Origin of the sequence: Edaphobacillus lindanitolerans (genome assembly GCF_900156305.1) — a bacterium.
Classification (GTDB): Bacteria; Bacillota; Bacilli; order Bacillales_A; family Planococcaceae; genus Bhargavaea; species Bhargavaea lindanitolerans.
Genome location: NZ_FTPL01000005.1, coordinates 15,766 through 31,262, shown reverse-complemented (window position 1 = coordinate 31,262; position 15,497 = coordinate 15,766). Strand labels below are relative to the sequence as shown.

The following is a 15,497-nucleotide window of genomic DNA, read 5'->3' as shown; positions in this document are numbered from 1 at the left end:
GGTCCTGCATCAAAAAAGTCACCTGCTCCCCCTTCGGGAAACAGGTGACCATTGAACAGGCCGGTTTCATTCAGACCGGACGGACCGTGATTTCATTCACATTTACGTGAGGCGGCTGCGTGGCCGCATACACGATCGCCTGGGCGATATTTTCGGGATCAAGGATTTTCCGGTCCACGCTCCGGGCTCCCATGAGCGGCGTATCGACCATGCCCGGTGAAATGTTCGTCACCCGGACGCCGGTGCGGGCAAGCTCCTTCTCAAGACCCATCGAGATGGCACGGACCGCAAACTTCGTTGCGCTGTAGACCGTGCTCGTCTTCGTCACTTCATGCCCGGAAACGGAATCGATGTTAATGATGTGGCCGGTCCCCCGCCCGATCATGTGGGGCAGCACGGCGTGGATGCCGTACAGGACACCCTTGATGTTGACATCGATCATGTTCTCCCATTCGTCCGTCTTTCCTGAACGGACTGTCCCGGACAGCATCTGACCCGCGTTGTTGACGAGGAGATCGACCGCCCCGTATGCTGCCTTCGCCTTCCCCGCCATCGCCTCGACGCTTTCCCGCAGGGCCATGTCGGTCGGCACGGCGATCGCTTCGCCGCCCCCCGCACCGTTGATCTTCTCCTCCAGTTCGGCCAGCTTATCCATGCTGCGGGCAGCCAGGATCACATTGGCCCCTTCTTCTGCGAGCCGGACTGCGATCGCCTTTCCGATTCCGCTGCTCGCCCCTGTGACGATTGCGGTTTTGCCCTGTAAACTTGTCATCGGTTTCCCTCCTCCTGGTCATTCCCTTTTTGTTTACCCAGAAGTGTCCGTGAGTAAATAAGTCCGGCCACACCGACCGCGGTGAACAGGACGGCGCGGATCATGACCGAGACGGCGGCCATGTCGACGACAAACAACTTGAAAAATGACAGAACGAGCAAGGTGAACCCAGCCGCACCGACCGCTTTCCATTTCTTCTGTCTGCCCGCGGTGATCGATGCGAAGGCAAACAGGAACAGAAGGACCGTATGCGTGAACAGGATGGCCTCGCCATGCCAGTTGAATTCCCCGACGGCTGAAAAGAACCATTTATTCAGGAAGACAAAGTAGATCGCCTGGAGCGCAAAGGCGAGGGCTGACGGCTTGAGTTCCGGCAAGGCTGCAAAACGCTTTCTCGCCGCGGCACGGAACAGGTAGGTGAAGCCGGCCGTGAACAGCAGTCCGACGGCCAGGCTGATCCAGTAGCCGCCGCCACCCCAGTTGCTCATCGGCAAAACGAGGAGTACGGCGCCGAGCAGCAGGAGTTCGATCGCCCCTGCAAAGGCTACGTACCTGCCGTGTGCGGTCCGCTGCAGACTGAAGCTGCCGAATGCGAGGAGTCCGAGAAGTCCGATGCGGATATGCCATTCCGGACCGAACGCCAGGCCGGCATCCTGCATGAATACACCGGACAGCCTGAACAGATAGAGCATCAGGATCAGCTGGCCCGCGATGAGCGAACCATCGAGTTCGGACGGCTTCGCCCAGGCCGGACGGTATTTGTAAAACGCGGCATAAATGACGGCAGACGTCCCGAGAAGCATCAGCCATGCGGCATGTTCCGGAGACCAGACGGCGTCAAACCATCTGAAGGCGACTGTGGTCGCTGCATTCACTGCATACAGCAATCCGGACACCGCAAGCGTCCGGTTTGCCCGCAGCCTGAGCGCCGTCCAGATGCCCGCCGCTCCGATGATGAGCAGCGCCATCAGGATGACGGACGGATCATCCGGGCTGAAGCTCAGGATGAAGATGGCGGAAGCCGCGACGGCCATCGCCGAAAGGACATCCTGCAACGGCGGATCCTGCAGAAGTTTCGCATAGACCGCCAGTGCCGCATAGAGCACTGCCAGCACCCCGTATGCCGCCTGCTCGACCGGACCGGCAAGCGCGGCAATCCATATGAGGCCCGCTGCGAAATTCAGATACAGTAGGACCTCCGTGAATATATGCCGCGGAATGCTCCCTTTCAGGTAGAAGAAAAGCAGGACCAGGTGCTGGACGAGTGCAGTGCCCGCAACCAGATTCTCGTGCCCGTCCCGCAGACCTTCCATGACGAGATAAGAGAACAGGGTCAGATTGGACAGCACAAACACGATATAAAAGGTCACCCTGTGGTGCCTGCGGATGGATACGCCGAACAATGCGAGGAACAGGATCAGGACATAAACGCAGAACATCACGGCCGACGCCCCTTCCCCTTCCAGCAGGAACGGAAGAAGGAAGCCGGCTATTGCAGTGAATACGGTGAGTGTCTCGGAGTCCGTTCGGACCGATGCATACAGGCCTGCAGCGATATATCCGATGCCGATGACGAATGCCGGGATGAGCGGCAGGAAGCCATACAATTGGTTGGCCGCAAAGGTCGTCAGGATTCCGAGCGCGATCGTCCCGCCCCAGAGCGTAAGTCCGAATCCGCGTCTGTCCCGGCGGATGGACCGGTAACCGAGGTAGCCGAGAAGGATGGAGGCGAGGTAACCGAGCATCACCCTGGTCCCCTGCGTGATCCACCCCATATCAAAGCTGACCTTCAGTCCCCAGAGAACGCCGAGGAGCAGGATGAACATGAACACACGCGGCAGCCAGATCGTGAATTGTTGTTCGAAATTAAACGGCTGCTGCTTTGGAAATGCCTGTTTTTCCGGTGTCGCCAAAGGACGCTCCGGCGGCCGCTTGGACTCTGATGCAGGGGTTTGCAGCCTCCCGTGATCATGGTCCGGGACATACCGGTCTATCCACTTTCGATCGGCCGGCATCCGGTCCTTGTTGCCGTTGCCTTCAGCAGGGACGCCCCCGGCCGGCCGGACCGCTTCGCCGGACGGTCCGCCGGGCACCATCCCGATGCTTGCCATCATGTCCGAAAGTGAAGGTGCCCGTACCTGTCCGTCTTCCTTGCGGCCCGCTTCCCCCTGTGCATCTGCCGGCTTCTCAGGATCATCATCGTCCGCCGTGATGTCCGGGTGTCCGGATTCCCGTTCATCCTCTTCCCCGAGCTCCATACCGTGATGCAGACGCCCTTCCCGGGCTCCGGGCAGCCCTTCCGGTTCCTCCGGTTCGCCGGCCTTCTCCGGTTCCGGCTGTACGTCCGGAACCGCATCAGCCTGCATCGCCTCCAGCAGGCTCCTGATCGCACGCATCTCCTCTTCCGTTCTTTCCAGGCGCCTGAGCAAAATCTGCAGTTCGTTGTCCATGACACACCTCCTTGACTGATTTCGTACGATTCCGCTATGAACTTCACTATTATCATACTTTTTTCATGCATGGTCCGGCAACAGCCGTTCCGGAAGACCTTTTTTCAGCCGAAAAAACAACCAGAACGTTTTAAAGAATGATTATTAGGAAAGAGTGGATGGTAGACCATTCCCGGCTTCCTTGCTTGCCGGAAAAGGCAGGTGTACATAGGGGTTTGGTCCAGGCACCCCTTACAACCATTATTTTTACAAGGAGGCAGATACTATGGCTGATCCGAATTCAACACCCGAGAAAAAGGGCATGGACCGCAGGCAATTCCTCAAAAACAGCGGACTGCTTGCAGGCGGGCTCATTGGAGGCGGACTGCTCGGAAGCCTCGTGACGAACGAGGTGAAGGATTCAAAGAAAGGGACCCAATCCGGTACTACAGGCGGAAAAAACGGGGCCGACCATCTGTCGGATGCCCGGATTTTCTTCAGCCGCGAGGAAGACTTCCAGATCCTTGCGGCCGCCACTGAACGGATCTATCCCGAGGACAAGAACGGGCCGGGTGCCATCCAACTCGGGGTCCCGTATTTCATCGACCGCCAGCTTGCCGGCGAATGGGGGCTCAATGCCCGTGAGTATATGAAGGGCCCGTTCCTGAATATTCCGGAATCCAACGAATACGAAGACCTGAGCAAAACCGACAAAGGGCGGTCCGACCAGGGACCGAGCGGCGACACGCTCAACCCGCTGCCGACACCACGGTATCAGAGCCGCATGACCCGCGCCGAGATGTTCGTCGTCGGCGTGCGTGCGATCGACGAGGCGGCACGCGAGAAATTCAAGAATGGATTCACTTCGCTGGAACCCGAACAGCAGGATGAAATCCTGACCCACTTTGAAAAGGACGAAGTGCATATGCCGAGTGTCTCTTCCTCGACTTTCTTCAATCTGCTCGTCCAGACGACCATCGAAGGCTGTTACTCCGATCCGGTGTACGGCGGGAACCGCAATATGGACGGCTGGAGGATGATGGAGTATCCGGGGCCGCGCGCAAGCTACGCCGACCAGATCGAGCCGGATGAATTCATCGTTCTTGAACCGAAGGGCCTGAAGGACTATCAGGGACACTAATGACTGGAGGAGAGTAAATGGTTACTAGGAAACTGGAGAAAGTCGATGTCGTCGTAGTCGGCAGCGGCTGGGCCGGCGGCATCGTCGCAGCCGAGGCTGCCAAGGCCGGACATAAAGTCGTCGTCCTCGAACGGGGCAAGAATCAGAAGCGTTCCGACTTCATCGGTTCAAAAGACGAGCTGCGTTACACGGACCGCTTTGACCTGATGCAGCCCCTGTCATCGGAAACGATCACTTCGCGGGTGAACATCGACGACGTGGCACTGCCTGTCCGAACCCAGACGGAAATGATGGTCGGCAATGACCTCGGGGGCGGGAGCGTGCACTGGGCCGGCTCCACTTACCGCTGGCGTCCGTATGACTTTGAGATCCGTTCCAAGACGATCGAGCGCTATGGCGAAGGCAAAATCCCGAAAGACAGCACGATCGACGACTGGGGCATCACCTACGATGAAATGGAACCTTACTATGACAAGTGGGAAAAAACGGCCGGCGTATCCGGCGAGAAGGACCCGCTCGGCCCGCCGCGGAAAAATGACTGGCCGAACCCGCCGCTGAAGGAATCCCCGCCCCTCAAACTGTTCAAGAAGGCAGCGAAGGACCTCGGCTACCATCCATACCAGCTGGCCGCCTCCAACCTTTCGCAGGCATATACGAACCCGGACGGCGAGACGCTCAACCCGTGCATGTACTGTTCCTACTGCACCATGTACGGATGCGACTTCAGCGCCAAATCCGACCCGCTCGCGACGGTCATCCCCACTGCCCAGAAAACGGGCAATGCGGAGTTTCGCACAAATGCACTCGTCCGCAGGGTGCTCCACAAAGGCGGCAAGGCGACGGGCGTCCTGTATACGGATGTCATGACGGGAGCGGAATATGAGCAGCCCGCAGACGTCGTGGTGCTGGCCGCATTCACCTTCTCGAACAACCGGCTCCTGCTCCTTTCGGAAATCGGGGAGCCGTATGATCCGAAAACACGCAAGGGCGTGATCGGCAAGAACTTCACCATCCAGGGCGATATTACATTCCTCGGAGCCCGAGGGTTCTTCGAAGACAAGAAATTCAACCTGTACGCAGGTGCAGGTGCGCTCGGCGCCGGATACAGTGACTACGATGCAGACGAATTCGATCATACGAATCTGGACTTCATCCACGGCGGCGGAATCGAGCTCAGGCAATACGGCTATGCAGCGGTCGGCCTTAACCACGTTCCGAGAGACACGAAGAAGTGGGGCGCCGAGTTCAAGCAGAAGTCGCTACACTACGCCTACAGGAATCTGGTCGTCTGGTACACGATGGCAGTCATGTCCTACTGGCACAACTATCTGAGCCTCGATCCGACCTACAAGGACGACTACGGAGATCCGCTCCTGCGCGTGACGAACAAGTATACCGACCAGGAGCGCAATCTTGCGAGATTCGGTATCGAGAAATGTGCCGAAGTCGTCGAGAAGATGGGCGCGGACATCATCGACAAGGACACGGTCGCCGATGATGAGGAATTCGACCACATCTACGACGGCGGACACTACACCGGCGGCGTCATGATGGGGCCGGAACCGGGAACGTCGGCAGTCAACTCGTACCTGCAGATGTGGGACATGGAGAACCTGTTCGTCGTGGGCGGGTCTGCCTTCCCTCAATTCGGCAGCCACCACCCGACCCCGACGATCGGTGCACTCGGATACCGTGCGGCAGAAGGCGTGATCAATTACCTGAAAGAAGGCGGCGGCCTTCTCGTCCAGGGGAAATCCGCCAAGGCGAATGCGTAATGAAGCTTAAAAGATCCGCGGGCAAGGGCCCGCGGATCTTTTCTCTTTATTGACGGCTATCCCACAGGACCGGCCGCCGGGCCGTGTCTATGCGATCGGACTCTTAGCGAGCGCGATCGGAATTTTAGGAGAGTGAATCGGTCTCTTAGCTATAAAGCCCCTGCATCAGGGGCATCCTCCATTCCTGGCGAAACACCCGCAGGAGCCGCCCCGGCGTCCTCATTGAGGAGATTCATCCCAATTCACCGAAAATAAAAAGTAGTTGTAATTAAATGTTTTTCATTATAGGTTTGTAATGGGGATGTTACAACCTCAACGAGGCAGTCATCGGCCATGCATATTTTGATTATGGAAAGGTGTGCGAAGAGAGATAGGGAGGGATGTTTGTGTCTGTCCAGACCAAGAAAATATTCAACATGGGCTACGCGGTGTTTTTGATGATCCTTGCAATTGTTTATTTCACGGTGGACCCAAGGAACATTTTTATTCCCATCCTTGCATTGACACTATTATTCGGTTTGTTCAATGGTCTCTTGTATTTTAGAGAAAAAAGGACAACACGGGAACCTCTTTGAGGGAAGCGTTATCGAATGGTGGGTGATAACCGTCTGTTCTCCGCTTCGTTTCTCGTTTTATCTTGGCGATCATCGCGGTGAACCTTTGTCCGAAACAAAAAGGAACAGGCCTAGTTCAGGCCTGTTCCTTTTTCTTTGTGATCCTTACGCGTTGACCGTCTCGGTCTGATGGCGGACGAGATAGTCGAATGCGCTGAGGGATGCAGTTGCACCGCTGCCCATCGAAATGATGATCTGCTTGAAGGCGCTGTCGGAGCAGTCTCCTGCCGCGAAGACGCCCGGTACATTGGTGGCACCGCGCTTGTCGACGACAATCTCGCCGGCCCGGTTGCGCTCGACGGAGTCGCCGAGCCAGTCCGTGTTCGGGACGAGCCCGATCTGGACGAATACGCCGGCCAGCTCGACATGATGCTCTGCACCCGTCGACCGGTCGATGTAGGAAATCCCGTCGACTTTATCGGTCCCGGTGATTTCCGTCGTCTGGGCATTTGTCAGGACGGTCACATTCGGCAGGCTGCGCAGCCGCTGCTGAAGGACGGAGTCCGCCTTCAGTTCAGAACCGAATTCCAGTACCGTGACGTGGTTCGTAATGCCCGCGAGGTCGATGGCCGCTTCGACGCCGGAGTTTCCGCCGCCGACAACCGCCACGTCCTTGCCCTCAAAGAGGGGACCGTCACAGTGCGGGCAGTAGGCGACGCCTTTGTTCCGGAACTCGGCCTCGCCCTGCACGCCGATGTTGCGCCAGCGCGCTCCGGTCGCGAGGATGACGGATTTGCTCTTGAGCACGGCTCCGTTTTCAAGCTCGATCTCAATGAGGTCTTTCTTCTCAAGGCGTGTTGCACGCTGGAGGTTCATCACGTCGACATTGTAGTCTTTGACATGCTCTTCCAGGCCGGCCGCGAGTTTCGGGCCTTCCGTGTGCTTCACGCTGATGAAGTTCTCGATTGCTGCCGTATCGAGGATCTGCCCGCCGAAGCGTTCAGCGACGATGCCGGTCCGGATGCCTTTGCGCGCCGCATAGATCGCCGCGCTTGCTCCTGCCGGGCCACCGCCGACAACGAGGACGTCAAACGGTTCCTTGCCCTCGAATTCGGATGCATCCGCACCGCTTCCGAGTTCTGCAAGGATTTCCTCGAGTGTCTTGCGTCCGTTCGTGAACGGCTCGCCGTTCAGGTAAACGGTCGGAACGGCCATGATGTTCTTGCGCTCGACTTCATCCTTGAACACCGCACCGTCAATCATCGTGTGGGTGATGTTCGGGTTGAGGACGCTCATCGTATTCAGCGCCTGAACGACTTCAGGGCAGTTCTGGCAAGTGAGGCTGATGTACGTCTCAAAGCGGAGTTCATCCTTGATGTTCTTCACTTGCTCGATCACTTTTCCGTCCACTTTCGGCGCACGTCCGCTCACCTGGAGCAACGCAAGGACGAGGGAAGTGAACTCGTGGCCGAGCGGAGTGCCGGCAAACACGATGCCGGTCTCTTCGCCCGGTCGGTTGACGCTGAAGCTCGGAGTTCTGTCCAGCTCGGCCTTTTCCACCTTGATGCGCGATGACATGGCGGCCAGTTCGTCTGTCAGCTCCAGCATATTGAGGGAAGCCTTCCCGGAGTCTGCGCTCACTTTGAGGACGACGTCGCCCTCCATCAGTTCAAGATATTGTGCCAGCTGTTGTTTGATGTCTTTATCCAATGCCATGCTGATCCGTCTCCTTAGATCTTGCCTACGAGGTCGAGGCTAGGCTTGAGTGTTTCTTCGCCTTCCTGCCATTTTGCAGGGCAAACTTCGCCCGGGTTGTTGCGCACATACTGGGCTGCCTTGATTTTGTTCACGAGCGTGCTTGCATCGCGGCCGATGCCGTCTGCGTTGATCTCTGCCGCCTGGACAACACCGTCCGGGTCGATGATGAACGTACCGCGCTGCGCGAGGCCCGCTTCCTCATCGAGGACGTCGAATGCACGGGAGATTTTCTGGGACGGGTCGCCGATCATGACATACTCGAGCGTGCTGATCGCATCGGAGTGGTCATGCCATGCTTTGTGGGTGAAGTGAGTGTCCGTCGATACGGAGTAGACTTCGACGCCGAGGTCTTTCAGTGTTGCGTATTCTTTTTGAAGGTCGCTCAGTTCAGTCGGGCAGACGAACGTGAAGTCTGCAGGGTAGAAGCAGACGATGCTCCATTTTCCTTGCATGTTGTTGTCCGACACCTCGATGAATTCGCCTGTGCCTGCATTGTAAGCCTGTGCGTTGAATGATTCGATTTTCTTGCCGATGAGTGACATTGAAAATTCCTCCTGCTCGTATGTATTTATAGTTGTTCGGAAGGGCCCCTCTGTGAAGGCTCTCTACTTAACTATAATTATTCTAATTACACATTCATTATTATATGAATTCCCCCGTTAGTCAACCGATATGCCGTCCATCTCCCGAAAGACACGGATTGTTCGAATTTGGGGAAAGTGATCCGGTCTTCGGGCCGTGCAATAGATGTCTTCCCCTCCCTTTCCTTTTCTCAATAAGCATATTTATTTTCAGTTGTGGCTCTGCTGTCTGCAATTCCCCATTTTTTGATGCCCCTGTCCGGGGACAGACTACTTTGGTCCCATCACCGGGGGCGGCATCCAGCTTCCCAAGGCGAAAAAAGGCAGTGCCGCTCCGGAAAGGAACCGCACTGCCGTTTCTTCTATTATTGCTCGTTCGGATCATTCCTGGCATCTTCATGCGTCTCATGCACAGTCCCCGGTTTGTGGTCGGGATCCGCATAGATGGAATAGATCTTCAGCGGCTCATCGCCCTTGTTCGTGATGTTGTGCCACGTGTTTGCGGGCACGAGGATGGCATCGTCATCGCCCACTTCCTTCTCGAAATTCAGATCATCTTTGGACGGCCCCATCTGGCAGAGGCCCTTCCCGCTCTCGACCCGCAGGAACTGGTCGATGCCTTTATGGATCTCCAGGCCGACATCATCCCCCGGCGGGATGTTCATCAAGGTCACCTGAAGTTTTTCGCCCGTCCAGATCGTCGTCCGGAAGTTTTCGTTCTGACGTGTGGCTTCTTCGATATTGAGTACATACGGTTGTTTCCCATGGTCTTTGAAATCGATGGACATGGATAAATCCCTCCCTATGCTTATCTATACACTTGCCGGGCAAAAACTAAACTTAAACACGTTCAGGACAATCAACAAAAGCGCGTCCCCGATGGGGCGGCGCTTTGCTGAAGTTTTCTCGTATTGCGGGAGGTTAGTGAAGCTTCAGTTGTTGTTCCTCGAGTACATACACATCATCGGCAACCCGGTCTACAAAAGTCCGATCATGGGATACGAGAAGAACAGTCCCCTCATATCCCCCAAGAAATTGTTCCAGCGCCTCGATGCAAGACACATCGAGGAAGTTGGTCGGTTCATCCAAAATCAGCACATTGTATCTGCCCAAAAATAAGCGGCACAGCACAAGGCGGATCGCTTCACCGCCGCTCAGATGCCGGACATTCTTTTTCAGGTCGTTTCCCGCAAAACCCATGGAGTGAATAGCAGAACGGATCTCACTCTCTTCATAGTCACTCCTGTCCTTGACGTACCCGACGACCGTTTCATCCTGGGTGAATTGGTAGCCCAGCTGCTCATAGGACCCAAACACCACTTTGGGAGAAACGGTGAGCCCGTCACCGCTGGTCAAAATATGCCGGAGAAGCGTGGTCTTGCCCGTGCCGTTATTCCCCGTAATGGCAATCGTCCGGCCCGCTGGGAACTGAAAATTCGCTTCGCTCAGAAGCAGTTTATCTCCTGCGGTCAGTGTCAGCCGATCTGCCATGATCGGGAATTTATTGTGCAGCTCCAGCGATTTGGATTGGCGGAAGCGGATGACGCCTTCTTCCTTCGGAGCTTCCACGAATTCCAGTTTCTCTGCCCTTTGCTCGATAGATTTTGCGGCACGCCGGATTGCTTTTTGACTTGTGCTCTTTGACTTGGTCTCGATCATTCGGTTCGCCTTTGCCTTCGGTTCCTTCTTCGAAGACTTGGCTATTTTCTCGGCCTTCTTCATTTTTTCCCTGGCCGCTTTTTCTAGGCGGTTCTTTTCCTTCCTGTAGAGTTCGTGGGCCTTGCCTTGCTGTTCCCGCTCGAGATTCTTCTGTTCCATGTACGCACTGTAATTTCCGGCGTACACGTTTACTTTTCCTTCATCCACTTCCCAGATCGTCCCGACCAATTCGTCCAGCACAGACCGGTCGTGGCTGATCAAAACGAGCGAGCCATAGTAATGCTTCAGCTCATCGAGCAAAAAGGAGATCCCCTCTTGATCCAGATGCGTCGTCGGTTCATCGATCAACAAACATTCGTTGTAGTGGGTGAACAATTGGGCGATCTTCAGCCTGGTCTGTTCACCGCCGCTCATCCCGTCGGCTGCATCCCGCACATGCAATTTCCCGAGCAGCCGGGGATCCGCCTCAACGGCTTCCGGCGCCTCCATTTGCTCAAGATACCCTGCATTCACATGGCGTTTTACTTCCCCCTTGGAGGGTCGGACAATTCCTGCGAGCAGTTTTATCAACGTGCTCTTCCCTGCTCCGTTTTTCCCGATGATCCCAATCCGGTCAAACTGATGGACCGCCAGCCGATCGATCTCCAATACTTTTCGGTCAAGAAAGGTCACTTCCACATTCTCTAATTCAAAACATACTTGTTCCATCTTCGCTACCTCCCGAAATTTGTTCATTTCGTATCGATAGCCACCCATCGATACGAGCTTCTGGAACAAGCCCGTATCAAAAGAACAATAATATCTGCATCATGCTTTTCCTCCTATTCGGTTTTCGCTGCAACTACCCCGTTTATCAAGATTAAAATGCCCATAACCGAAAACAGCGCAGCCACACCCGCGGCATGGATCAATGCACCTGCCTTTCAAAAACAAAAAAGACCACAGTCGGTCCCGCTGTGATCTGGAGTAAAAGGGAATCCCTATTTGATTGAATTGATCTATGCCCCAACATCATCCTGTTGGAAAGGAGCGCACAAAAAGAAGAAAGGCATTCCAATCCCCTTTCTCCATTTTGCATCATTGATTTTTCGAATGAAGACCATTGAAAAATGAACAGACTGATCCCGTTTACCCTGCAATCATATACAGAGCCTGTAACCTTATTCAGTTACTGGTTAAAAAGATAGGATCCAGCGTTTCATGGCGTGTGTCATTTTTAATGGTCCTCCTGACGTTCAGATTGTTATGTCCTTCGTACAAGTGCTTTCCGGAAAAGTCAAAATGTTTATATGTAGACCCTGTTTGAAGAATTCCTCCATGACAAGTTCATGACCGACATTCCAAACGATTGAACAAGGTCCTTCATCAGCTTCCGGCACTGGTGAAAGACCCGGTTTGGGCGGCTGCCGCCAGCAGCCGATGACTTGGCTATAGATGTGCCGAACATAAGACAATGATGCGGTACGGGACCGTCTGGGCGGGGATGCTTCTCGTGGACGGTCCATACTGCACGATCAAATCACGGTTTGCCGGATACTTTGTAAAGAGCTGCCCATTTGTTGATAACAATTCGGTCGTAGGGGATAAATTGAGTTTCAGCATTTGATCGCTGCTCACCAATTGATTGTCGAAGTGATCCACTTTCACGTTTTGTGCCGGGTCATCTTTCACCATGACAAGCGCATGATATTGCGGCGGATAAATCAGGATCACCGGTAAATCCCCGTCATAATAACCGGTTACCCGGTCCCCCACACGGACGATTTCATGATTCACGAAATAAGTGGAAGGCGAGACGACGAAGTTCACGATCAAACCGGAATCATTCTCAACGGTGAACAGTTGATAGCAGCCTTCACTTTCACGACTCTGGCCAATGCCAAAGTCACTGATCGCAGTGACCGTTCCATGAAACGAATAAAAATTGGTCATGCCGTCCCTCCAAAAACCATAATGGATTACTGATCCTCTTTGAGCTGCAGGAATTCCTTGACGGCCTTTACATACGGCTCTTTAGGATATTCATCGTATAAAATACTGGCAATCCGGATCGGATCACCAAAAAAATACCGCTCATATTGCATTCCCCGCATGCCGAAAGAACTCATCGTCAAATCCCATGCCAGCCGGAAAATCTTTACCCGATCTTCTGCGGACTTCGTGGCGCCTTGAAGGTACTGATCCAGATCTGACCGAATGCTGGATTGGAAGGCGTTTTCCGTCGGAATCGTAATCATTCCGCTGGCACCGATGATCTGGATGATTTCTGTAAAGCGGGGATACAATTTTGGGTACACCGCACTGGCTGTGTTCAGGGGGATCACATCGGGACGCATCACTCCATGCTTATCTGTGGACGCATGATTTTCCGCCTTCTCGAGCAATGCCTTCATGGTTTCCAGGCCTACAATGATCTCTGAAACTTTTTCCTGTATATGCTGGTAGCCATTCACCTTGATGGTTTCGGTCAATAACTGGGCGATCCCTAAAATAAATTCGGTCTTCACAATTTGCCTCGTCACGACTTGATGCTTGGCAAATGCGTGAAAAGAACTTTGCTTGATGAATTCTTCGGCCACTTCACCATCATTGTAATAGAACACCCGGTCCCAAGGGACCAAAACATTGTCGAAAACGACAACAGAATCCATTTCCTCGTATCGCGAGCTTAAGGGATGATTGAACGGCGAGGCACCTCCGATAAATGTGTCCCGGCAAATGAATTTCAACCCCTTCGTATTCGACGGGATCGAGAATGCAAATGCCTCGTCTTCATTGAATAGAAATTTGCCGACACTAAAAACCAGGACCTCATCGGTCAATCCGCCCTGCGTGGCAAGTAAACGTGCACCTTTGATGACAATCCCGTCCGGATTCACATCCACCACTTTCGCTGCGATGGGTTCTTTGCTCGTTTCGACATAGATTTGAGAACGGTTTATCTGCGGGCTGACGAATGTATGGGTGAACGATAAGTCCTTTTCTCTGGCCATTTTATAAAACGCGACAAGATTTTGCGGATAACTATTTTCCTTTCCCTCCAAAAAGCCCGCGCAAGAAGCAAAGCTCATTAAGACAGAATTCAAATAATCAGGACTTCTTCCCATCATCCCAAAGCTTCGGGTAGCCCAGTGTTCCATCATTTCCCGTCTTTTTTTCAGATCTTCCATGCTTTTTGGCTGCATATACGACAGACCGATCGGCTCACCCGTTTCAGGCGAACGAAACGTCATCTTATCTTTGTACCGGGGATCGAGTTGCATGTCGTAGAGAGCCGCTTTTTCCTGGATGATTCCCTTGAAGACAGGATGACTGGAAATCGGCCCTTCCACTCTTTTGCCGTCGAGCCAGATTTCATTGTCCAGGCTGTCTATTCGCTCAATATACGCCTTCCCGTTGATGGCTCCCACTTGGTCACTCCTAATTAAAGTCTGGAGGCGACAGCACCGGATGGCCGCCCTTTCTATGCTATGCATCAGCCCGCTATTCCTGAACCTTGGCAAATCAGGAAGACAATGATATTCAGTGTTGAACTTCGTCCTTTCCCTCGCCTGCAGCTTTGTGCATCCATCCACTTTGGAGGTTGGTCCAAAGTGCTCCGGATGCAACGGCCGCACCGATTTGATGAAGATTGAGAGATTTGAACTATTGGAATGTTGCTGTTCATTGTTACACTATGATAAGAGATCCATCCGTCGGATCATACATCAATCAGTTAAATGGGGATTTAAGATGCTAAGGATTTTAAAAATCGCCGGAGCTTTTGTCGGCGTCATTGTCGGTGCAGGCTTTGCATCGGGACAAGAGGTTTTGCAGTACTTTACCAGCTTTGGCTACAAAGGGACGATTGCAGCGGTTGTCGCGACTGCGCTGTTTGCCTATCTCGGCATGATCCTGACGAATATCGGAAGCCGGCTGAAAGCAGATTCGCATAAATCCGCCATCTATGCGATCAGCGGACGCTATCTCGGCGTGATCGTGGATGCGATCATCATCTTCACCCTGTTCGGCGTCGGCGTCGTGATGATCGCGGGTGCGGGTGCGACGGTCAATCAGCAATTCGGACTGCCTGTTTTTGTCGGCAGCATCATCATGTCGGTCCTTGTCGTCCTTGCCATGATGCTCAAGATTGATAAGGTGATCGCGGTGATTGCGAGCATCACACCGTTCCTCCTCGTGTTCATCGTCATCATTTCGGTGTACAGCCTGAGCACGATGGACGCATCTTTTGCAGCACTGAACCCGGTCGCGGAAAGTCAGGAAAAGTCGTTTCCGAACTGGTTTGTCTCTGCGATCAACTATGTCTCCTTCAATATTGCGCTCGGTGCCGGAATGGCGTTGGTGACAGGGGGATCGGAAAAGAATCCGCGGATCGCGGGCTTCGGCGGCCTGCTCGGCGGGCTTGCCATCGGCGTGATGATCGTCCTGTCCCACCTCGCCATCTTCGCCAAGATCGAAGAAGTGGCGTCGTATGACCTGCCGCTGCTGAAGATTGTGGAGGACATCTCACCCGTCCTGGCGATCCTGATGTCCATCGTCCTGTTCGGGATGATTTTCAATACGGCGCTTGGCATGTTCTACGGATTTGTCGCCAGATTCTTTGAAATGGATACGAAAAAAGCCCATACGGCGACGATCATCACCGTGGCCACCGGATTCGTCCTGAGCTTTGTCGGCTTCACCACGCTGGTTTCCAAGTTTTATTCGCTGATCGGCTATCTGGGGCTGTTCCTGATGGTGGCCCTCATCTACGCACCGTTCAAGCTGAAACGGGAAGGGAAATAAAGCTGAACTCCGAAGAGGCCCCTCCTCCATATCGCATGGAGGA

11 protein-coding genes are annotated in these 15,497 nt (G+C 54.1%); 3 read left to right on the top strand and 8 right to left on the bottom strand.

Annotated features, from left to right (window positions below; translation table 11 throughout):
* Positions 1-70 precede the first annotated feature (70 nt).
* Positions 71-772, bottom strand: coding sequence for an SDR family oxidoreductase (locus tag B0B07_RS13830; RefSeq protein ID WP_076759838.1), 702 nt, complete (start codon positions 770-772; stop codon positions 71-73).
* A complete protein-coding gene (locus B0B07_RS13825; RefSeq protein ID WP_076759837.1) occupies positions 769-3,222 on the bottom strand; it encodes a DUF2339 domain-containing protein in 2,454 nt (817 codons plus the stop codon). Before B0B07_RS13825 ends, B0B07_RS13830 begins: the two co-directional genes overlap by 4 nt.
* A 265-nt stretch (positions 3,223-3,487) precedes the next feature.
* On the opposite strand from B0B07_RS13825, the gene B0B07_RS13820 reads away from it, so the two are divergent.
* Complete coding sequence (locus B0B07_RS13820; RefSeq protein ID WP_076759835.1) at positions 3,488-4,342, top strand: gluconate 2-dehydrogenase subunit 3 family protein; 855 nt, start codon at positions 3,488-3,490, stop codon at positions 4,340-4,342.
* A 17-nt stretch (positions 4,343-4,359) separates the two neighbouring features.
* Positions 4,360-6,117 (top strand): GMC family oxidoreductase, encoded by a 1,758-nt coding sequence (locus B0B07_RS13815; RefSeq protein ID WP_076759833.1) that lies wholly within the window; start codon positions 4,360-4,362, stop codon positions 6,115-6,117.
* A 719-nt stretch (positions 6,118-6,836) separates the two neighbouring features.
* Here the strand turns inward: B0B07_RS13815 and ahpF are convergent.
* The 6 genes from ahpF to hpaB all read right to left on the bottom strand — a co-directional run bounded on the left by ahpF (position 6,837) and on the right by hpaB (position 14,079).
* Positions 6,837-8,387 (bottom strand): alkyl hydroperoxide reductase subunit F, encoded by a 1,551-nt coding sequence (gene ahpF / locus B0B07_RS13805; RefSeq protein ID WP_076759830.1) that lies wholly within the window; start codon positions 8,385-8,387, stop codon positions 6,837-6,839.
* A gap of 14 nt (positions 8,388-8,401) precedes the next feature.
* Entirely contained in the window at positions 8,402-8,971 is a 570-nt protein-coding gene (gene ahpC, locus B0B07_RS13800; protein ID WP_076759828.1) for an alkyl hydroperoxide reductase subunit C, read from the bottom strand.
* Between the two features lie 404 nt (positions 8,972-9,375).
* Complete coding sequence (locus B0B07_RS13795; protein ID WP_076759826.1) at positions 9,376-9,798, bottom strand: cupin domain-containing protein; 423 nt, start codon at positions 9,796-9,798, stop codon at positions 9,376-9,378.
* Between the two features lie 133 nt (positions 9,799-9,931).
* Positions 9,932-11,377, bottom strand: coding sequence for an Msr family ABC-F type ribosomal protection protein (locus B0B07_RS13790; RefSeq protein ID WP_076759824.1), 1,446 nt, complete (start codon positions 11,375-11,377; stop codon positions 9,932-9,934).
* 720 nt (positions 11,378-12,097) lie between these two features.
* Positions 12,098-12,601 (bottom strand): hypothetical protein, encoded by a 504-nt coding sequence (locus tag B0B07_RS13785; RefSeq protein WP_076759822.1) that lies wholly within the window; start codon positions 12,599-12,601, stop codon positions 12,098-12,100.
* A gap of 26 nt (positions 12,602-12,627) precedes the next feature.
* Positions 12,628-14,079 (bottom strand): 4-hydroxyphenylacetate 3-monooxygenase, oxygenase component, encoded by a 1,452-nt coding sequence (gene hpaB, locus B0B07_RS13780; protein ID WP_076760076.1) that lies wholly within the window; start codon positions 14,077-14,079, stop codon positions 12,628-12,630.
* Between the two features lie 322 nt (positions 14,080-14,401).
* Here hpaB and B0B07_RS13775 point away from each other — a divergent pair, with 322 nt between their 5' ends.
* Complete coding sequence (locus B0B07_RS13775; RefSeq protein ID WP_076759821.1) at positions 14,402-15,454, top strand: YkvI family membrane protein; 1,053 nt, start codon at positions 14,402-14,404, stop codon at positions 15,452-15,454.
* Positions 15,455-15,497: the final 43 nt, after the last annotated feature.

Coding starts and splice junctions, on each gene's coding strand:
- B0B07_RS13820 (WP_076759835.1), top strand. CDS start 3,488: ATGGCTGATCCGAATTCAACACCCGAGAAAAAGGGCATGGACCGCAGG.
- B0B07_RS13775 (WP_076759821.1), top strand. CDS start 14,402: ATGCTAAGGATTTTAAAAATCGCCGGAGCTTTTGTCGGCGTCATTGTC.
- B0B07_RS13795 (WP_076759826.1), bottom strand. CDS start 9,798: ATGTCCATCGATTTCAAAGACCATGGGAAACAACCGTATGTACTCAAT.
- B0B07_RS13790 (WP_076759824.1), bottom strand. CDS start 11,377: ATGGAACAAGTATGTTTTGAATTAGAGAATGTGGAAGTGACCTTTCTT.
- B0B07_RS13825 (WP_076759837.1), bottom strand. CDS start 3,222: ATGGACAACGAACTGCAGATTTTGCTCAGGCGCCTGGAAAGAACGGAA.
- ahpF (WP_076759830.1), bottom strand. CDS start 8,387: ATGGCATTGGATAAAGACATCAAACAACAGCTGGCACAATATCTTGAA.
- B0B07_RS13815 (WP_076759833.1), top strand. CDS start 4,360: ATGGTTACTAGGAAACTGGAGAAAGTCGATGTCGTCGTAGTCGGCAGC.
- B0B07_RS13830 (WP_076759838.1), bottom strand. CDS start 772: ATGACAAGTTTACAGGGCAAAACCGCAATCGTCACAGGGGCGAGCAGC.
- ahpC (WP_076759828.1), bottom strand. CDS start 8,971: ATGTCACTCATCGGCAAGAAAATCGAATCATTCAACGCACAGGCTTAC.
- B0B07_RS13785 (WP_076759822.1), bottom strand. CDS start 12,601: ATGACCAATTTTTATTCGTTTCATGGAACGGTCACTGCGATCAGTGAC.